The organism is Streptomyces sp. TRD_SC_5 (assembly GCF_056836825.1).
Genome location: NZ_JBWZZS010000001.1, coordinates 4,937,743 through 4,954,146, shown reverse-complemented (window position 1 = coordinate 4,954,146; position 16,404 = coordinate 4,937,743). Strand labels below are relative to the sequence as shown.

16 protein-coding genes and 1 riboswitch are annotated in these 16,404 nt (G+C 70.1%); of the genes, 6 read left to right on the top strand and 10 right to left on the bottom strand.

The features are described from left to right. The first annotated feature begins 144 nt into the window (after positions 1-144). The 3 genes from AC1P0E_RS22900 to AC1P0E_RS22890 all read left to right on the top strand — a co-directional run bounded on the left by AC1P0E_RS22900 (position 145) and on the right by AC1P0E_RS22890 (position 3,005). Entirely contained in the window at positions 145-2,373 is a 2,229-nt protein-coding gene (locus tag AC1P0E_RS22900; RefSeq protein WP_482744008.1) for a carbon starvation CstA family protein, read from the top strand. Next, positions 2,370-2,573, top strand: a complete 204-nt coding sequence (locus AC1P0E_RS22895; protein WP_482744007.1) for a YbdD/YjiX family protein — start codon at positions 2,370-2,372, stop codon at positions 2,571-2,573. The genes AC1P0E_RS22900 and AC1P0E_RS22895 overlap by 4 nt, the downstream gene beginning before the upstream one ends. A 132-nt stretch (positions 2,574-2,705) precedes the next feature. Further along, positions 2,706-3,005 (top strand): hypothetical protein, encoded by a 300-nt coding sequence (locus AC1P0E_RS22890; RefSeq protein ID WP_482744006.1) that lies wholly within the window; start codon positions 2,706-2,708, stop codon positions 3,003-3,005. Positions 3,006-3,101: 96 nt separating this feature from the next. Here AC1P0E_RS22890 and AC1P0E_RS22885 read toward each other — a convergent pair whose 3' ends face one another. After that, positions 3,102-3,686 carry a Uma2 family endonuclease gene (locus AC1P0E_RS22885; protein WP_482744005.1) on the bottom strand — a complete coding sequence of 195 codons (585 nt, stop codon included), beginning with the start codon at positions 3,684-3,686 and terminating at the stop codon, positions 3,102-3,104. Between the two features lie 112 nt (positions 3,687-3,798). Then, positions 3,799-3,922: riboswitch (cobalamin riboswitch) on the top strand. A gap of 144 nt (positions 3,923-4,066) precedes the next feature. Between AC1P0E_RS22885 and AC1P0E_RS22880 the strand changes: the two genes are divergently transcribed. Beyond that, on the top strand, positions 4,067-6,481 hold the full coding sequence (locus AC1P0E_RS22880; RefSeq protein WP_482744004.1) for a ribonucleoside-diphosphate reductase subunit alpha: 2,415 nt from the start codon (positions 4,067-4,069) through the stop codon (positions 6,479-6,481). Continuing rightward, a complete protein-coding gene (locus AC1P0E_RS22875; protein WP_482744003.1) occupies positions 6,481-7,497 on the top strand; it encodes a ribonucleotide-diphosphate reductase subunit beta in 1,017 nt (338 codons plus the stop codon). The genes AC1P0E_RS22880 and AC1P0E_RS22875 overlap by 1 nt, the downstream gene beginning before the upstream one ends. Here the strand turns inward: AC1P0E_RS22875 and AC1P0E_RS22870 are convergent. Next, on the bottom strand, positions 7,494-7,715 hold the full coding sequence (locus AC1P0E_RS22870) for a hypothetical protein (protein ID WP_482744002.1): 222 nt from the start codon (positions 7,713-7,715) through the stop codon (positions 7,494-7,496). The two genes, AC1P0E_RS22875 and AC1P0E_RS22870, sit on opposite strands and share 4 nt — an antisense overlap. An 82-nt stretch (positions 7,716-7,797) precedes the next feature. Between AC1P0E_RS22870 and AC1P0E_RS22865 the strand changes: the two genes are divergently transcribed. Next, positions 7,798-8,766, top strand: a complete 969-nt coding sequence (locus AC1P0E_RS22865) for a helix-turn-helix domain-containing protein (RefSeq protein ID WP_482744001.1) — start codon at positions 7,798-7,800, stop codon at positions 8,764-8,766. A gap of 80 nt (positions 8,767-8,846) precedes the next feature. Here the strand turns inward: AC1P0E_RS22865 and AC1P0E_RS22860 are convergent, their stop codons facing one another. From AC1P0E_RS22860 to AC1P0E_RS22825, 8 genes are all read right to left on the bottom strand, one after another. Beyond that, complete coding sequence (locus AC1P0E_RS22860; RefSeq protein WP_482744000.1) at positions 8,847-9,587, bottom strand: D-Ala-D-Ala carboxypeptidase family metallohydrolase; 741 nt, start codon at positions 9,585-9,587, stop codon at positions 8,847-8,849. Between the two features lie 136 nt (positions 9,588-9,723). After that, complete coding sequence (gene def / locus AC1P0E_RS22855; protein WP_482743999.1) at positions 9,724-10,356, bottom strand: peptide deformylase; 633 nt, start codon at positions 10,354-10,356, stop codon at positions 9,724-9,726. Positions 10,357-10,436: 80 nt separating this feature from the next. Beyond that, positions 10,437-11,423, bottom strand: a complete 987-nt coding sequence (locus AC1P0E_RS22850; protein WP_028811741.1) for a tetratricopeptide repeat protein — start codon at positions 11,421-11,423, stop codon at positions 10,437-10,439. A gap of 115 nt (positions 11,424-11,538) precedes the next feature. After that, a complete protein-coding gene (locus AC1P0E_RS22845; protein WP_482745866.1) occupies positions 11,539-12,819 on the bottom strand; it encodes an HD domain-containing protein in 1,281 nt (426 codons plus the stop codon). A 97-nt stretch (positions 12,820-12,916) separates the two neighbouring features. After that, the gene (locus tag AC1P0E_RS22840) at positions 12,917-14,359 is read right to left on the bottom strand and encodes an HD-GYP domain-containing protein (RefSeq protein WP_482743998.1); all 1,443 of its coding nucleotides are present in this window, start codon (positions 14,357-14,359) and stop codon (positions 12,917-12,919) included. Positions 14,360-14,512: 153 nt separating this feature from the next. Next, positions 14,513-14,839, bottom strand: a complete 327-nt coding sequence (rsrA, locus tag AC1P0E_RS22835; protein WP_482743997.1) for a mycothiol system anti-sigma-R factor — start codon at positions 14,837-14,839, stop codon at positions 14,513-14,515. Beyond that, positions 14,836-15,495, bottom strand: a complete 660-nt coding sequence (locus AC1P0E_RS22830) for a sigma-70 family RNA polymerase sigma factor (RefSeq protein ID WP_454374414.1) — start codon at positions 15,493-15,495, stop codon at positions 14,836-14,838. Before AC1P0E_RS22830 ends, rsrA begins: the two co-directional genes overlap by 4 nt. Positions 15,496-15,729: 234 nt before the next feature. Continuing rightward, entirely contained in the window at positions 15,730-16,350 is a 621-nt protein-coding gene (locus tag AC1P0E_RS22825; protein WP_482745865.1) for an alpha/beta hydrolase family protein, read from the bottom strand. Positions 16,351-16,404: the final 54 nt, after the last annotated feature.

The window sequence follows — 16,404 nt, the reverse complement described above, 5'->3', positions numbered from 1 at the left end:
GCGGCAACGATCTCGTACGGCCCTGACCTGCGGTGATCGGGCCGTGTCCGTACCGATATGCGGACAGGGGGTTACGGACGGCGGTCACAGGACCTAGATTTCGCGCACGTTACGAGTAAAGATCGCGCGAGGGGACGGATCGTCATGCCGGAGTCGCAGTCGACAACGCCAGCCCAGAGACAACGGGCCCTGTCCCCGAAGTCCATAGCGATATGGAGCACGGTGGCCCTCGTCGGCGCCATCTCCTGGGCCGTACTGGCCCTCTCGCGCGGTGAAGAGGTCTCCGCCGCGTGGATGCTCGCGGCGGCTCTCGGCTCGTACGCCATCGCGTACCGCTTCTACTCGCGGTTCATCGCCAACCGGGTCCTGAAGGTCGACAAGAACCGCGCCACTCCCGCCGAGCGGCTCGACAACGGTGTCGACTTCCACCCCACCGACCGCCGCGTCCTGTTCGGGCACCACTTCGCCGCCATCGCGGGCGCCGGCCCGCTGGTCGGTCCCGTACTCGCCGCGCAGATGGGCTACTTGCCCGGCACGATCTGGATCATCGTCGGCGTCATCCTCGCCGGCGCCGTCCAGGACATGGTGACGCTCTTCTTCTCCACCCGCCGCGACGGCCGTTCGCTCGGCCAGATAGCGCGTGACGAGATCGGGCCCTTCGGCGGCGCGGCCGCCCTGGTCGCCGTCTTCGCCATCATGATCATCCTGCTCGCGGTGCTCGCCCTGGTCATCGTGAACGCGCTCGCGCACTCCCCGTGGGGCGTCTTCTCCATCGGCATGACGATCCCGATCGCCCTCTTCATGGGCGTCTACCTGCGCGTACTGCGTCCGGGCCGGGTCAGCGAGGTCTCCGTCATCGGCGTCGCGCTGCTGCTGCTCGCGATCGTCTCGGGCGGCTGGGTCGCGGAGTCCTCGTGGGCGGACACCTTCACGCTGGAGCCGGGCACGCTCGTCATCTGGATGATCATCTACGGCTTCCTCGCCTCGGTCCTCCCGGTGTGGCTGCTGCTGGCCCCGCGCGACTACCTCTCCACCTTCATGAAGGTCGGCACGATCGGGCTGCTCGCGGTCGGCGTCTTCATCGCCCTGCCGACGATGAAGATGCCCGCGGTCACGGAATTCGCGACCAGCGGCACGGGCCCCGTCTTCGCCGGCTCGATGTTCCCGTTCGTCTTCATCACCATCGCCTGCGGCGCGCTGTCCGGCTTCCACTCCCTGGTCTCTTCGGGCACCACGCCGAAGATGGTCCAGAAGGAGACGCAGATCCGGATGATCGGTTACGGCGCGATGCTGACCGAGTCGTTCGTCGCGGTCATGGCGATGATCACCGCCTCCATCATCGACCCGGGCCTGTACTTCGCTATCAACTCACCCGCCGGCGTGATGGGGGACACCGTCCAGTCCGCGTCCGAAGCGGTGAGAAACCTCGGCTTCTCCATCTCTCCCGAGGCGCTCACCCAGGCGGCCAAGGACGTCGAGGAGGCGAGCCTGCAGTCGCGCACCGGTGGCGCGCCGACGTTCGCGCTCGGCATGGCGGAGATCTTCTCGGCGGTGGTCGGCGGCACGGCCATGAAGGCGTTCTGGTACCACTTCGCGATCATGTTCGAGGCGCTGTTCATCCTGACGACGGTGGACGCGGGCACCCGTGTCGGCCGCTTCATGCTTCAGGACATGCTCGGCAACGTCTACAAGCCGTTCCGCCAGGTCAGCTGGAAGCCGGGCGTCTGGTTCGCCAGCGCGGTCGTCGTCGGCGGCTGGGGCTACTTCCTGTGGGTCGGCGTGCACGACCCGCTCGGCGGCATCAACCAGCTCTTCCCGCTGTTCGGCATCGCGAACCAGCTGCTCGCCGCCGTCGCGCTCGCCGTCTGCACCGTACTGCTCGTCAAGTCCGGCCGCCTGAAGTGGGCCTGGGTGACGGCGGTGCCGCTCGCCTGGGACGTGGCGGTCACACTCACCGCCAGCTGGCAGAAGATCTTCTCGGACGACGTGAAGGTCGGCTTCTTCGCCCAGCGCGACAAGTACCAGGCCGGCATCGACGCGGGCCAGGTGCTGCCGCCCGCCAAGAACATGGACCAGATGCAGACCGTCGTCACCAACTCGACGGTCGACGGCGTGCTGTGCGCGCTCTTCGCGATCCTCATCGTGGTCGTACTGGCGGACGCCGGCCGGGTCTGCATGAAGGCGGTCCGCGCTCCCGAGACCGTGCGGCTCCACGAGGCGCCGTACGTCGAGTCCAGGATTGTCGCCCCCGCGTCGATCATCGCGACCAAGGAGGAGAAGGCCGAGCTGGTCGCGGCCGGCGTCGGCCCGGAGGGCGGCATCCGCAAGGACACCGCGGACGCCGCGCCGGCCGGGACAGGGACCTCCGAATGACTCTGACGGACGTACGCCGCGCGGCGGGCCGCATCCGCTGGTACGTCCGCGAGCTGACCGGCGAAGCCACGTACGACCGGTACGTGGCCCACGCGAGGTCCTGCGACCCCCAAGCGCCGGTCATGACCCGCCGCGAGTTCGAACGCAGCCGCACGGACGCCCGCGAGGCGGACCCCCGCGAGGGCTTCCGCTGCTGCTGAGCGGCGCCTCGTACGGGCCGCCGTCTCCCCTGGGGGAGGCGGCGGCCCGTTGCCGTGCGGAGGCCGGGTGGCGGCAAAGGGGCGCCTCAGCAGGGGAATCCGGCGCCGCCGTACCGCCTAGGATCGCCGATCATGGACACGCACACTCTGTTTCTCGCCCTGGTCGCCCTCGTCATCCTCGTCGTGCTCACCGGCTCCGTCGCCGACAGCCGGATCAAGCGCACCGGACGCCAGATCGCACGCCTCGAAGCCAAGATCGACCTGATCCTCGACAGCCTGGGCATCAGCCACACCGACCCGGAGATGGAGAAGGTCGTCGCGCTCCTCCAGGAGGGCAAGAAGATCCCGGCGATCAAGAGCTACCGCGAAATCACGGGAGCCGACCTCCTCCAGGCCAAGAACGCCGTGGAGCAGATGGAGCGCCGGCTCTGAGCCGGCCACGAGCACGTCATCCGCGAGGGCTGCCGCACACACCGGGCGCCGCCCAGCACGGGCCGTCACATCCACGGGATGCGACGGCCGTCGCCGTCAGCGCACCCACTCCTTCAGGGCTTCGGTCTCCAGGGTCAGTTCGACCGGGGCCGGCAGCGCGACGGGCTTGCCGAACGGGACGGTGTGCGCGTTCTCGTACCGGACGCCGTCGGGCTCGCTGTAGACCGTCACCTCGCAGGTGTCCCGGTCGATCAGCAGATAGACCGGGATGCCCGTCTCGGCGTACGCGCGGGGCTTTTCCACCCGGTCGCGCTGGTCGGTGTCGGTGTCGTACGAGGTGACCTCGACGACCATCAGCACCTGCTCGGTGTCGGCCCACTCGCCCTGGCCGACGAACGCACCGCTGGGCGCGAGGGAACCGTCGGGCCGGGCTCGGCCCTTGCGGTAGGCCTGCACCTTCAGTCCCTGGCCCGGGTAGAGCCACAGTTCGGGCCGTGACTGCAGACAGATGCGCGTCAGCCACTCGATGATCCGCCCGTGGTCCCCGTCCGGCACAACCCTGCTCCTCAGCCTCCCGTCGATGAGCTCCAGCCGCACACCCTCGGTCGTGCGGGCCAGTATGCGCGTGGCCTCGTCGAACTCTTCGGGGAGCAGGTGGGGCCGGTCGTCGATCGCTGACATGGGGCGTACCTCCTTGTGCTCACGACGATAGCGGAGCCCTGTGACAGCCGCAGTCACTCTTCCCGTGCGACACAACATGTGGGGGCTGCCTCATCCAACCGCCCCCACATGTATGCTCATGCTCGCTGTCGCCGCAGGGAAATCCGGTGTGAATCCGGAACTGTCCCGCAACGGTGTGATTGGTGCGCATTCGTGCACCCAGGAGTCCGACGACCTGCCGACGGCGTATCCGGCTCGACCGAACCGGATACCGACACGTCCGGGCCTCGCGGTTGGGCCGGTGGACGCTACGCGGTGTGCCGCCCTTCAAGGGTGACGCATGCCCGTACGCCCCCACTCCTCCTCCCGCCGGCCCCGAGCCGAGCGAGGGAGAGCACCCCGTGACCATCGCGCCAGCCGATCCGGCAACTGCCACGGAATCGACGGAGTCGTCCGACGGACCCGGAGCCGGGACCGCACTCCTGCGGACCCTCACCGACCTGACCGTCGACCTCCCCGACACCGACCCGGGCAGAGTCGCCGCCGCCGCCCTGCGCGGCCGCAACGCGGCGTCGGACGCGGCCGAGCTGCGGGGCCTCGCCACCGACGCCGCCGCCGGGCTGATCTCCGAGGACCCGGCGTACTCCCGCCTCGCAGCCCGCCTCCTGACCCGCACGATCCGGGACGAGGCGGCGACGCAGGGCGTCCGTACCTTCTCCGAGTCGGTCTCCGTCGGCCACCGCGAGGGCCTGATCGCCGACCGTACGGCCGACTTCGTGGCCGCCCACACGGTCCGCCTCGACGCGCTGATCGACCCGGCCGCCGACGACCGCTTCGGCTACTTCGGCCTGCGCACGGTCTACAGCCGCTACCTCCTGCGCCACCCGATCACCCGTCAGGTGATCGAGACCCCGCAGCACTTCATGCTGCGCGTGGCGTCCGGTCTCGCCAAGGACGAGTCCGCCGCGGCCGCCGACGAGGTCGCCGCGCTGTACCGCCTGATGAGCCGCCTCGACTACCTGCCGTCGTCCCCGACGCTCTTCAACTCCGGTACGCGCCACCCGCAGATGTCCTCCTGCTACCTGCTGGACTCGCCGCTCGACGAGCTCGACTCGATCTACGGCCGCTACCACGAGGTCGCGCGTCTCTCGAAGCACGCGGGCGGCATCGGCCTCTCGTACTCCCGCATCCGCGCCCGCGGCTCCCTGATCCGCGGCACCAACGGTCACTCGAACGGCATCGTCCCCTTCCTGCGCACCCTCGACTCGTCGGTCGCCGCCGTCAACCAGGGCGGCCGCCGCAAGGGCGCCGCCTGCGTCTACCTGGAGACGTGGCACGCGGACATCGAGGAGTTCCTGGAGCTGCGCGACAACACGGGTGAGGAGGCGCGTCGTACGCACAACCTGAACCTCGCGCACTGGATCCCCGACGAGTTCATGCGCCGCGTCGACGCGGACGCCGACTGGTCGCTGTTCTCGCCGTCGGACGTTCCCGAGCTCGTCGATCTGTGGGGCGACGCTTTCGACCAGGCGTACCGCAAGGCGGAGGCGGACGGTCTCGCCCGTACGACCATTCCCGCACGCCAGCTGTACGGGCGGATGATGCGCACCCTGGCGCAGACCGGGAACGGCTGGATGACGTTCAAGGACGCGTCGAACCGTACGGCGAACCAGACGGCTGAGCCGGGCTCGGTGGTCCACTCCTCGAACCTCTGCACCGAGATCCTGGAGGTCACGAACGACGGCGAGACGGCCGTCTGCAACCTCGGCTCCGTCAACCTCGGTTCGTTCGTTCTCGGGAACGGCGAAATCGACTGGGAGCGCCTGGACGAGACCGTCCGTACGGCCGTCACCTTCCTCGACCGCGTCGTGGACATCAACTTCTACCCGACCGAGCAGGCCGGCCGCTCCAACGCCAAGTGGCGCCCGGTGGGCCTGGGCGCGATGGGTCTCCAGGACGTCTTCTTCAAGCTGCGCCTGCCCTTCGACTCCCCCGAGGCCCTCGCGCTCTCCACGAAGATCGCCGAGCGCATCATGCTCGCCGCGTACGAGGCGTCCTGCGACCTCGCCGAGGTCAGCGGCCCCCTCCCCGCCTGGGAGAAGACCCGCGCGGCACGCGGCGTACTGCACCCCGACCACTACGGCGTCGAGGTCACCTGGCCGGAGCGCTGGGACGCGCTGCGCGCCCGTATCGCCAAGACCGGAATGCGCAACTCGCTGCTCCTCGCGATCGCGCCGACAGCGACCATCGCGTCGATCGCGGGCGTGTACGAGTGCATCGAGCCGCAGGTCTCCAACCTCTTCAAGCGCGAGACGCTCAGCGGCGAGTTCCTTCAGGTCAACGCCTACTTGGTCGAGGAACTGAAGAAGCTCGGTGTCTGGGACGCCCAGTCCCGCGAGGCGCTGCGCGAGGCGAGCGGCTCGGTGCAGGGCTTCAGCTGGATCCCCGAGGAGGTACGGGCCCTCTACCGCACGGCGTGGGAGATCCCGCAGCGCGGTCTGATCGACATGGCGGCGGCCCGTACGCCGTACCTCGACCAGTCTCAGTCCCTGAACCTCTTCCTGGAGACGCCGACCATCGGGAAGCTCAGCTCGATGTACGCGTACGCGTGGAAGAAGGGGCTGAAGACGACGTACTACCTGCGCTCGCGACCCGCGACCCGCATCGCCCGCGCGGCCGGCTCCGGCGCGGCGACCGCGGCCCCCGTCCCAGCCCCCGTCCCCGTACAGCAGACGACGACCGAATCCCCCGCTCCCGACGCGGACGCGATCGCCTGCTCCCTTGAAAACCCCGAGTCCTGCGAGGCATGCCAGTAATGTCAACCAATCCTGACAAGAACCTTCTCGACCCGGGCTTCGAGCTGACCCTTCGCCCCATGCGCTACCCGGACTTCTACGAGCGCTACCGGGACGCGATCAAGAACACGTGGACGGTGGAGGAGGTCGACCTCCACTCGGACGTGACCGACCTCGCGAAGCTCTCGCCCGGTGAGCAGCACATGATCGGCCGGCTGGTCGCGTTCTTCGCGACCGGCGACTCGATCGTCTCCAACAACCTGGTGCTGACGCTCTACAAGCACATCAACTCCCCCGAGGCGCGCCTCTACCTCTCGCGCCAGCTCTTCGAAGAAGCGGTACACGTCCAGTTCTACTTGACCCTCCTGGACACCTACCTCCCCGAACCGGACGACCGCGCTGCGGCGTTCGACGCGGTGGAGGAGATCCCCTCGATCCGCGAGAAGGCTCAGTTCTGCTTCAAGTGGATGGACTCGGTCGAGAAGATCGACCGCCTGGAGTCGAAGACCGACCGCCGCCGCTTCCTGATGAACCTGATCTGCTTCGCGGCGTGCATCGAGGGCCTGTTCTTCTACGGTGCGTTCGCGTACGTCTACTGGTTCCGCTCGCGGGGCCTGCTGCACGGCCTGGCGACCGGGACGAACTGGGTTTTCCGGGACGAAACCATGCACATGAACTTCGCGTTCGAGGTCGTGGACACCGTCCGCAAGGAGGAGCCGGAGCTCTTCGACGACGCCCTTCAGCAGCAGGTCACGGACATGCTGAAGGAAGCCGTCGAGGCGGAGCTCCAGTTCGGCCGCGACCTGTGCGGTGAGGGCCTGCCCGGCATGAACACCGAGTCGATGCGCGAGTACCTCCAGTGCGTCGCCGACCAGCGCCTGGAGCGCCTCGGTTTCGCCCCGGTGTACGGCTCGCAGAACCCCTTCTCCTTCATGGAGCTCCAGGGCGTACAGGAGTTGACGAACTTCTTCGAGCGCCGCCCGTCGGCGTACCAGGTCGCGGTCGAGGGCTCGGTCGCCTTCGACGACGACTTCTAGCACCTGCCGGCCGACGACAGCACGTCCGACGCGACGGGCCGCCTCACGGCCCGTCGGCCGGGCGCGCTGCGGGTGGTTTCCGGCCGACGCGGGCGGGGGTTCTCGGCCTGTCTGAGCTGCCGGTCGATGCGGCGTTCCCTGGCGTGGCCGATGAACGACGGGAGGGTGAGGAGGACGAAGAGGGCGATGACCGCGAGGTAGTTCAAGAAGGTTTCCATGACGTCCACTCTGGTCTTCCGGGCCGAGAAAAGTCAGTGGCAGGACTGTCATGGAACCTCGAATTACTGCCACACTGCCGGCATGCTGAAAAACGTTGCCGTGGCGCTGGTCGACGGAGTCAATCCCTTCGAACTCGGCGTGCTCTGCGAGGTGTTCGGGATCGACCGGAGCGATCAGGGGCTGCCGGTCTACGATTTCGCGGTCTGCGCCGCCGAGCCGGGCCCGCTCGCCGCCCGTTCCGCGGCCTTCTCCATCTCCGTACCGCACGGTCTCGACCGGCTGGACGGCGCCGATCTCATCGCCATCCCCGCTGACCAGAACTGCGAGGCCCGCACCTACCCCGAGCCGCTGCTCGACGCACTGCGCCGGGCCGTCGACCGGGGGGCGCGGGTGCTCAGCGTCTGCTCGGGCGCGTTCGTGCTGGGGGCCGCGGGGCTGCTGGACGGGCGCCGGTGCACGACCCACTGGCGGCTCTCCGCCGAGCTGGCGCGCCGCCATCCCCGGGCGCGGGTCGAGCCCGATGTGCTGTACGTCGACGAGGGCTCCGTCATCACGTCGGCCGGGACCGCCGCCGGGATCGACGCCTGCCTGCATCTCGTCCGCCAGGAGCACGGGTCCGAGGTCGCCAACACCATCGCCCGCCGCATGGTCGTCCCGCCGCACCGCGACGGCGGCCAGGCGCAGTACATCGAGCGTCCGCTGACGCACGTGCGCTGCGACACGGTGGGTGGAGTGCTGGGCTGGATGGAGCGGCACCTGGATCAGGAGATGACCGTGGAGCAGCTGGCGGAGCGGGCGCACATGTCGCCCCGGACGTTCGCGCGGCGCTTCCTCCAGGAGACGGGTACGACGCCGTACCGCTGGCTGCTGCGCCAGCGGGTGCTGCTGGCGCAGGAGTTGCTGGAGGCGACTGACGACACGGTGGACGCGATCGCGGGCCGCGCGGGGTTCGGGAACGCGGCGGCGTTGCGTCATCAGTTCGTACGGTCACTGGGGACGACACCGAACGCCTACCGCCGTACGTTCCGGGGACCAGCACTGGCAGCGTAGGGGCGCCTTTTCGAGCGTTCCCGGGAACGCACGGTTTCGCGTTCCCGGGAACGCACGGTGGCGCGTTCCCGGGAACGGGGTCAGGAGACGCCGCAGCTCGACGCGGACCAGAAGCGGCTCGCGCGGTGGTCGACGTGGGTGTGGTCGCTGTGGCCCGGGTAGCCCGGGCCGAGGATGCCGTTGAAGCCGTGGTTACGGGCCTGCTTGGCCAGGGTGCACAGGGAGTGGGGGCCGGCCCCGAGGTCGGCGGCGTCGCCGTACAGGTGGCGGCTGCTCGACGCCCCGCCGACCGCGTCGTTGCAAGCGTGCGAGCGGAAGCCGCTGGTGACGGTCACGGGCTGGTCGCCGAGCGCGTGCCGCAGGGCCTCCAGTTTCCACATGGTGCGCAGGGCGTTGGACTTGGCGGTGGCCGCGCTCACCGCGCCGCCCGCCCAGGTGCTGTTGCAGTCGTTGAGCTCGGCGTAGGTGAAGTGAATGGGCGTGCAGTCATCGTCTTGGAGGGCGTAGAGCTTGCTGAAGGTGGCGCTTCCCGCGACGCCGTCGGCGGAGAGTCCGTACGCGGACTGGAAGCGCTTGACGGCGGCTGTGGTGGCGGGTCCGTAGTCGCCGTCGATGGCGAGCACCGCGCCGTAGCCGGGGTAGCCGCCGAGCCGGATCTGGAGCTGCGTGACGTCGCCTCCGGTGGCGCCCTGCGAGAGGGTGCGGGACCAGGTGTAGCAGCCGTCGGCGTGCGCGGTGCCGGTGGTGGCGACCGTACCGGCCAATGTGGCAACCATGAGCATGACAAGCGAGAGGGCGGATCTCGCCGTACGTCGGAGCATTGGACCTCCATGCCGAGGAGCGGAGGAGCGGGGGCACGCCCGAGACTGACGCGCTCGTGGACGCGCGTCAACAGGGCGACCGCCAGGGTCATTTGTCGGATCAATGGCAGTCGCCCCACGGCAAGACGAAGGAAACTCAGTCGTTGGGGACGGTCTCGTACCGCGCGGTGCCCTCGGCCATCTGCTTCAGCGCGCCCTTGCGGTCACGCTTCGACAGGCGGTCGATGTACAGGTAGCCGTACAGGTGGTCCGTCTCGTGCTGGAGGCACCGCGCGAAATAGCCCGTACCGCGCACCTTGATCGGGTTGCCCCGGGCGTCCTGGCCGTGCACTACCGCGTAGTCGGGGCGGCCCAGTTCGGCGTACGCCGTCGGGACGGACAGGCACCCCTCGTTGGCCTCGTCGAGGTTCCGCTGATCCTGCGGGAGCTCTTGCAGGACCGGGTTGCAGACCACGCCGACGTGGCGCACGCCGTCGTCGTCCGGGCAGTCGTAGACGAAGACCTTGAGGTCGACACCGATCTGGTTGGCGGCCAGGCCGACCCCCTCGGCGGCGCGCTGGCTGGCGAACATGTCGTCGATCAGCGCGGCAAGCTTGTCGTCGAACTCCGTGACGTCCTTGCACTCCTTGTGGAGGACCGGGTTCCCGACGACGGTGATGGGGCGGGCCGTACCTCGCTCGCGGTACGCCTGCTCGCGCTCCTCGGTGTTCTCCGTGTCCACGACGAACCCGTCGTTGATGACCTGCTGGTCCGTCTCGTGCTGCGACATTCCGCCGTACGCCTTCCTCAAAACCCCGAAATACCGAATCCAGTGCCCGTACAGCCTACGGGCAGGCGTCGGCGGAGTTCTCAGCAGACTTCTTCGAGATCCCGCCATTCACGGCTGTCGGGGTTGTCGGCGACCCACCCGTCGAGCAGCCCGCGCACAAGTCCCGCCGGCGCCGCGATGCCGCACTCGCGCTCCGGCAGCCACAGTTCCCCGGCGCCGGCCGTGCGGTGACCGAGCGGCCCCGGGTGGCCGGGCTCGCTGTGGTCGTGCGGGTCGAGGTGCTCGCCGTCGCCCTCGTCGCTGGGCATCTGCGACTCCGAGCAGGACCGGCAGAGCAGCCGTACGGACGACGACCAGTCCTCGGCGGCGAACCCCGCGTCGGCGGCCAGCCGCTCCAGGGCGTCCCGGTCGGCCTCGGTGGCGGCTTCCAGCAGCACCACCCAGGTCGGCACCGGCGACGGCGCCCACAGCTCGATCTCGTCGAACACGGGGAAGGACGGCCCGGCCGCGGTGACGCGCTCGCCGTGCGGTACGCCGTCGTGCAGGACGACCTCGCCCCAGCGCCGCCCGGACGACGGCAGCGGAATGGACAGCACCTCTATCCGGGCCGGGTCGAGCCTGCGGCCCCACACCACCTCGGCCTCGCCCTCGGGCGAGAGGCGGACGGCGGCGCTGCCCAGCTCCATGCCGTGCGGCTCGCCGCTCTCGGTGGGCTCGCCGGGCACCTTCAGTCCGTACGCCTGCCAGGCGCGGCGGGCCAGCGGCCAGTCCTGGAGCGCGGTGGCCGCGATGCCGACGTTCCACCAGTCCGGGGCGCCGGTCTCCCGGTCGAGGAGCGCGACGGCGCGCAGGCCGGCGGAGCGTGCCTGCTCCCAGTCGTGCCGGAACTTGTGCAGCAGCGCGAGGTTGAACCAGGACTCGGACAACCAGGGTTCGAGGTCCGCCGCGCGTGTCAGCAGAGCCCCCGCGTCCTCGTACCGACCGTCACCGATCAGCGTGAACGCGCGGTCGGTGGCCTGCCGCCACGAGGCGGATGGCCGATGCCGTACCTTCCCGAAGATCTTCACGATTCCCGCCTGTCCCGCCTGCCGGTCGCTGAAGGTCAGTCCCCCCGGACGCCCTCTTCTTCCTCTTCTTCGCATCCAACCATGCCGGGTCACAGGGCCGCTCATTACCCATGGGTTACCCAGGTGGGGACGGGGTCAGACCGCCCCGGGACAGGACGCGCGCCAGGGATTCCACGACCTCGGGCTGATAGTCGCGGCCCGTGCCGAGACGCAGCTGTTCCAGGGCGCTGAGCGGCCCGCCCAGTCCCCCACCGCTTTCCCCCGCCAGATCGTCGTATGCATTGACGGCGCGGACGATCCGGGCGGAAAGCGGCTGCTCCCGGTACGGATCGGCCTGCCGCTCCACGACCACCGCCACCTCGGCCGGGACCCCGGTCTGGCGTACGACCGCTCCCCCCAGGAGGGCGATACGGCGCTGTTCGGCGGCCGGGAGGGAGGCGGTGGCTCCTCCCTGCACCGGGTCGAGAAGGGAGAGCTGTCCGATGTCGTGCATCAGGGCGGCGTACTCCAGGACGGTCAGATCCGGCTCGGAAAGCCCCAGCTCACGCCCGACGGCTCTGCTGAGCAGGGCGACGCGGCGGGCATGGCCCTGTGGGGTGTATCCGGCGATCTCGGTGGCGCGGGCGAGCGAGGTGATGGTCTGGCGGTACGTCGTACGGACGTCGGCGTACCGGCGGTAGGACAGCTGGGTGAGCAGCAGGGGTACGCAGAAGACGGGCAGAGCCCACAACCCCGCGACGGCGACACCGAGCGCCATGACAGCCCCCGTGGCGCAGACGGCCGACCCGATCCCGAGAAGCGCCCGCAGCTCTTCGCGGAGAAGCGGCCCGTAGGGGTAGCCGGTGCGGGCGCGGGCCATGGCGGCGGCGAGTACCGCGTCGCACAGCGCGGTGAGCACAAGGAGAAGTACGAGCAGGAGCGCGTGGTACGGGCCGTGGCCGACCCACTTCCCCCAGAGCCCGGAGTTGTAGAGCGGCTGGAAGCAGACGGCGGCGAAGGCGACGGTGAGGACGCGGCGGGCCACGTGGTCCAGAGCGGGCCCGTGCCCGGCGGCGATGTGCGGCACCGCGCCGGCGAGTGAGACCGCGACGACGACGGCGACGACCTGGAGGAGGCCGTGGCTGGTGGGCTGCCCGGCGATCTGGCCGAGCAGGGCGTACGCGAGGGCCCCGGCGGCGCCGAGCGGGGCGGGCTCGCGCTCGGCGGGCAGCGTGGCCGGGCTCCCCCGTACCCCCCACCGGGACAACTCCCCTACGGCGATGAGCGCGCCGAAGGCGAGGGCGATCCCGGGTTCGGTGATGCCGTACCAGAGGGTGTCGCCGAGGGCGTAGGCGGAGAGCACGAAGGCGGCGCCGTACACGAGTCCGAGGGCCAGGGCGGGCCGCGCGCGCGTCACGCGGCCCGGTCCGCGCGCGTACGGGTTGTTCCCCACCCCGCCGCCCCTTCCCACCGTGAACCTTTGCGGCTCCGCCGCGCGGCCGCTCGGGCGGCCCTCATGCGGGCCTGTCCGGGGCCCGGTGCCGTGCGGCGGCGACAGAGCGCGGCGCCGGATTCCCCAGGTCAGGGGCGCAGCAGGCGTCACCGACGCGAGGTGGCGGGACGGGTGGCGGGACGTTTCCTCTCGGGTCGGGCTGTTCGTCCGAAGTGACCGGGTGGTGCCAGCCCTGGCGCGCCAGCGCCCGGGTCAGCGCCTCCACCATCCGCGGATCGAACTGGGTTCCCGCACACCGTTCGAGCTCCCGCAAAGCCGTCTCCACCGGCCGCGCCCGCCGGTACGACCGCGTCGAGGTCATCGCGTCGAACGCGTCCGCCACGGCGACGACCCGTGCGAACTCCGGGATCTGGCCGCCCGCGAGCCCGTACGGATACCCGCTCCCGTCGAGCCGCTCGTGATGGTGCAGGATCGCCGCCCGCGCCTCCCCGAGAAATCCGATCCCCCGGACCATCTCGTGCCCGTATTCCGGATGCAGCTCGATGACGCGGCGCTCCTCGGGGGTCAACGGCCCGTCCTTCCGCAACAGCCGCGTGGGGACGCCGAGCTTGCCGACGTCGTGCAGGATCCCGGCGAAGCGCAGGCCCTCGACGCGGTCCTCGTCCATGCCCAGCTCGTGCGCGATCATCACGGACGCCCGGCCGACGCGTTCGCTGTGCCCGCGCGTGTACTGGTCCTTGATGTCGACCGCCTGCACGAGAGCGCGGATCGTGGCCTGGTGGGCGGCCCGCTCGCGGTGGTACTGCGCGAAGACCCAGCAGGAGATGTACATCGGCAGCAGCACGAAGAGCGCGGCGAGCGGCCCGTACGTACTGCGCCAGAGCACAGCCATCATCAGCCCCGCCAGCCCGTGCACACAGTGCGGCGCGACGGACCGCAGGAGCAGCCCTCGCCACGCGGTGCGCGCGGGCTGCCGCTCGGCGGTGGCGAGGATGCCGCCGTCGAGGGCGGTCAGAGCGAGGCAGAAGGCGAGGACGGCGGCACCTGCGGGCAGCAGGACGTACGGAAAAGCGGGCGCTGCGGCCGAAACCCCGCCCCCGCCGCCCAGCGACGCACCGCCGTCCAGGAACGTGCAGACGCTCGCCGCGCACCACGCGGCAAGCGCCAGCTGGGCCGCCCGCCAGGCCCGCCGCACCGCGCGCGGGCGCCGCTCGACATGGCCGACGAGGGCCCCGGGTACGGCGACGAGTGCCGCGGCCGACGGCGGCAGCAGCAGCACGGCGGCGAGCAGCACGGGAAAGAAGGAACCCGCCCCGACCCGTACCGCGCTCACCAGGAACGGCCGGCGCCCGAGCAGCTCGCACGCGGCGTAGAGCGCGGCGAGCAGCGCGGTGGTCCCCCAGGGGGTCCCGGCGCCCGGCCGCAAGGCGGGGAGCGCACAGCAGGCTGCCGCGAGCAGCGCACACAGGATGTACGCGCGCGCCCCCGCCGAAAGAGCTCTCACCAGCCCCGCTCCTGTTGTCCCGGTACGCCCGCCACACAATTCGTGCGCCACGCTAGCGAGTTGAACGGAGCTGGAGACGACGAAGCGGCCGATTAGCACCTTCGAGTGATAATCGGCCGACTCCGCGACAAGCGGTGAGAAGAGTGGAGGCGGTTACGCCTCGTTGGCGGCGGCCGGCAGATCGGCGGCCGACGTGACCGTGACGTCCTGCTCGGGCACGGCCTGCCCGGACCGGATCAGGTCGATCCGTCCCATGACCTTGGACCGCAGGTCGGCCGGTACGTCGTCACTGCCGCAGCAGCGCTTCACCAGCTTCTTGACGGCCTGCTCGAGGCCGTACTTCTCCAGGCACGGGGAGCACTCCTCGAAGTGCACCTCGAACTTGGTGCAGTCGCTGTCGGGCATCTCGTGGTCGAGGAACTCGTAGAGATGGTCCAGGACCTCTGAGCAATCAGTCTCGTGCGGCTCTCCGCAGCTCATGAGCCCGAACCTTTCCCGTCGTTCGACTCTCCGGCACCCGCCGGGACCAGACCCCGGTCACGCGCGTAGTCCTCGAGCATGCCGCGCAGCTGGCGGCGGCCCCGGTGCAGCCGGGACATCACCGTGCCGATGGGCGTTCCCATGATGTCCGCGATCTCCTTGTACGCAAAGCCCTCTACATCCGCGAGGTAGACCGCGATGCGGAACTCCTCGGGGATCGCCTGCAGCGCGGACTTGACGTCCGAGTCGGGCAGGTGGTCGAGCGCCTGCGACTCGGCGGAACGCAGGCCGGTCGACATGTGCGACTCGGCGCGCGCGAGCTGCCAGTCCTCGATCTCCTCGGCGCCGCTGCGCTGAGGCTCCCGCTGCTTCTTCCGGTACGTGTTGATGAAGGTGTTCGTCAGAATGCGGTAAAGCCACGCCTTCAGATTCGTACCTTCACGGAACTGGTGGAAGGACCCGTACGCCTTGGCGTACGTCTCCTGCACCAGGTCCTCCGCGTCGGCCGGATTGCGCGTCATGCGCAGTGCGGCCGAGTACATCTGGTCGAGGAAGCCGAGGGCGTCGCGCTCGAAACGCGCGTTGCGCTCGACGGTGCTCTCCTCCGCCGCCTGGCCGTCGTCGGTCCCTGTGTCGGTCCCAGTGACCGGACCCACCTCCTCCAACGCCGTGGCGGGGCCGAATGCGGACCCGCTCGAATCGGAGGATAGACGACGATCCTGCCCGGCCGCCGCCCGACGAGGGGCGGTCTTGGCCGCGCTGAGCACCGTCCACTCCAGGTCAGCGGTGTTCGAGCGGCTCGGGCAGATGGTCGATCCCATGCGACGGACTCCCTCTCCACGTACGTGCGGTGTATGTCGACGCACGCAATAACAGAGGTGCCGCGCACATCATTCCCGCAGCCGGTCGATCCAGGCCCCGACGGCCTCCGTGATCGTTTCCACCACCTCTTCCGGGCTGCTTCCGGCCTTCTTCGGTACGGCGAATCCGTGGTCCCCGTACGGGACCTCCACGAGGTCGTACGCCCCGTCCGGGAACTCCTCCGGCTTCCCGAAGGGATCGTTTCCGCCCTGTACGACCAGCGTGGGGACCCCGGCGCCCAGGAGCTCCTGCGCCCGGGACTTCTCGGGCCTGCCGGGCGGGTGCAGCGGGAAGCTCAGCGCGAGTACGGCGAACGCGCCCAGTTCCACGGCGGTACGGCACGCGACGCGCGCCCCGGCGCTGCGCCCGCCGGACACGACCGGCAGCCCGGGCCCGGCCAGGGCGGGCCACAGCCCGCGCCATCCGGCGTCCAGGGTCTTGGGCGCGGGTGCCACCTTCTTGCCGGCCACCCGCCACGGCTGCTCCACCAGGGCGACGGTCACCCCGCGCGCGGGCAGCGCGGCCGCGAGCGCCTGAAGGTCCCGCGCCCCGATGCCGCCACCGGCGCCGTGGCTCAGGGCGAGCACGGTCCAGGCCGCCTCGGCCTCGACCCAGGTAATCCGCGCCTGCCCGACCTCGGTGTCAACCATCTCACTCTGCGTCACGCCCCCCATCCTGCCGGACGGCCCGAAACGACGCCTGCG

Coding starts and splice junctions, on each gene's coding strand:
- AC1P0E_RS22900 (WP_482744008.1), top strand. CDS start 145: ATGCCGGAGTCGCAGTCGACAACGCCAGCCCAGAGACAACGGGCCCTG.
- AC1P0E_RS22895 (WP_482744007.1), top strand. CDS start 2,370: ATGACTCTGACGGACGTACGCCGCGCGGCGGGCCGCATCCGCTGGTAC.
- AC1P0E_RS22890 (WP_482744006.1), top strand. CDS start 2,706: ATGGACACGCACACTCTGTTTCTCGCCCTGGTCGCCCTCGTCATCCTC.
- AC1P0E_RS22885 (WP_482744005.1), bottom strand. CDS start 3,686: ATGTCAGCGATCGACGACCGGCCCCACCTGCTCCCCGAAGAGTTCGAC.
- AC1P0E_RS22875 (WP_482744003.1), top strand. CDS start 6,481: ATGTCAACCAATCCTGACAAGAACCTTCTCGACCCGGGCTTCGAGCTG.
- AC1P0E_RS22870 (WP_482744002.1), bottom strand. CDS start 7,715: ATGGAAACCTTCTTGAACTACCTCGCGGTCATCGCCCTCTTCGTCCTC.
- AC1P0E_RS22865 (WP_482744001.1), top strand. CDS start 7,798: ATGCTGAAAAACGTTGCCGTGGCGCTGGTCGACGGAGTCAATCCCTTC.
- AC1P0E_RS22860 (WP_482744000.1), bottom strand. CDS start 9,587: ATGCTCCGACGTACGGCGAGATCCGCCCTCTCGCTTGTCATGCTCATG.
- def (WP_482743999.1), bottom strand. CDS start 10,356: ATGTCGCAGCACGAGACGGACCAGCAGGTCATCAACGACGGGTTCGTC.
- rsrA (WP_482743997.1), bottom strand. CDS start 14,839: ATGAGCTGCGGAGAGCCGCACGAGACTGATTGCTCAGAGGTCCTGGAC.
- AC1P0E_RS22825 (WP_482745865.1), bottom strand. CDS start 16,350: ATGGTTGACACCGAGGTCGGGCAGGCGCGGATTACCTGGGTCGAGGCC.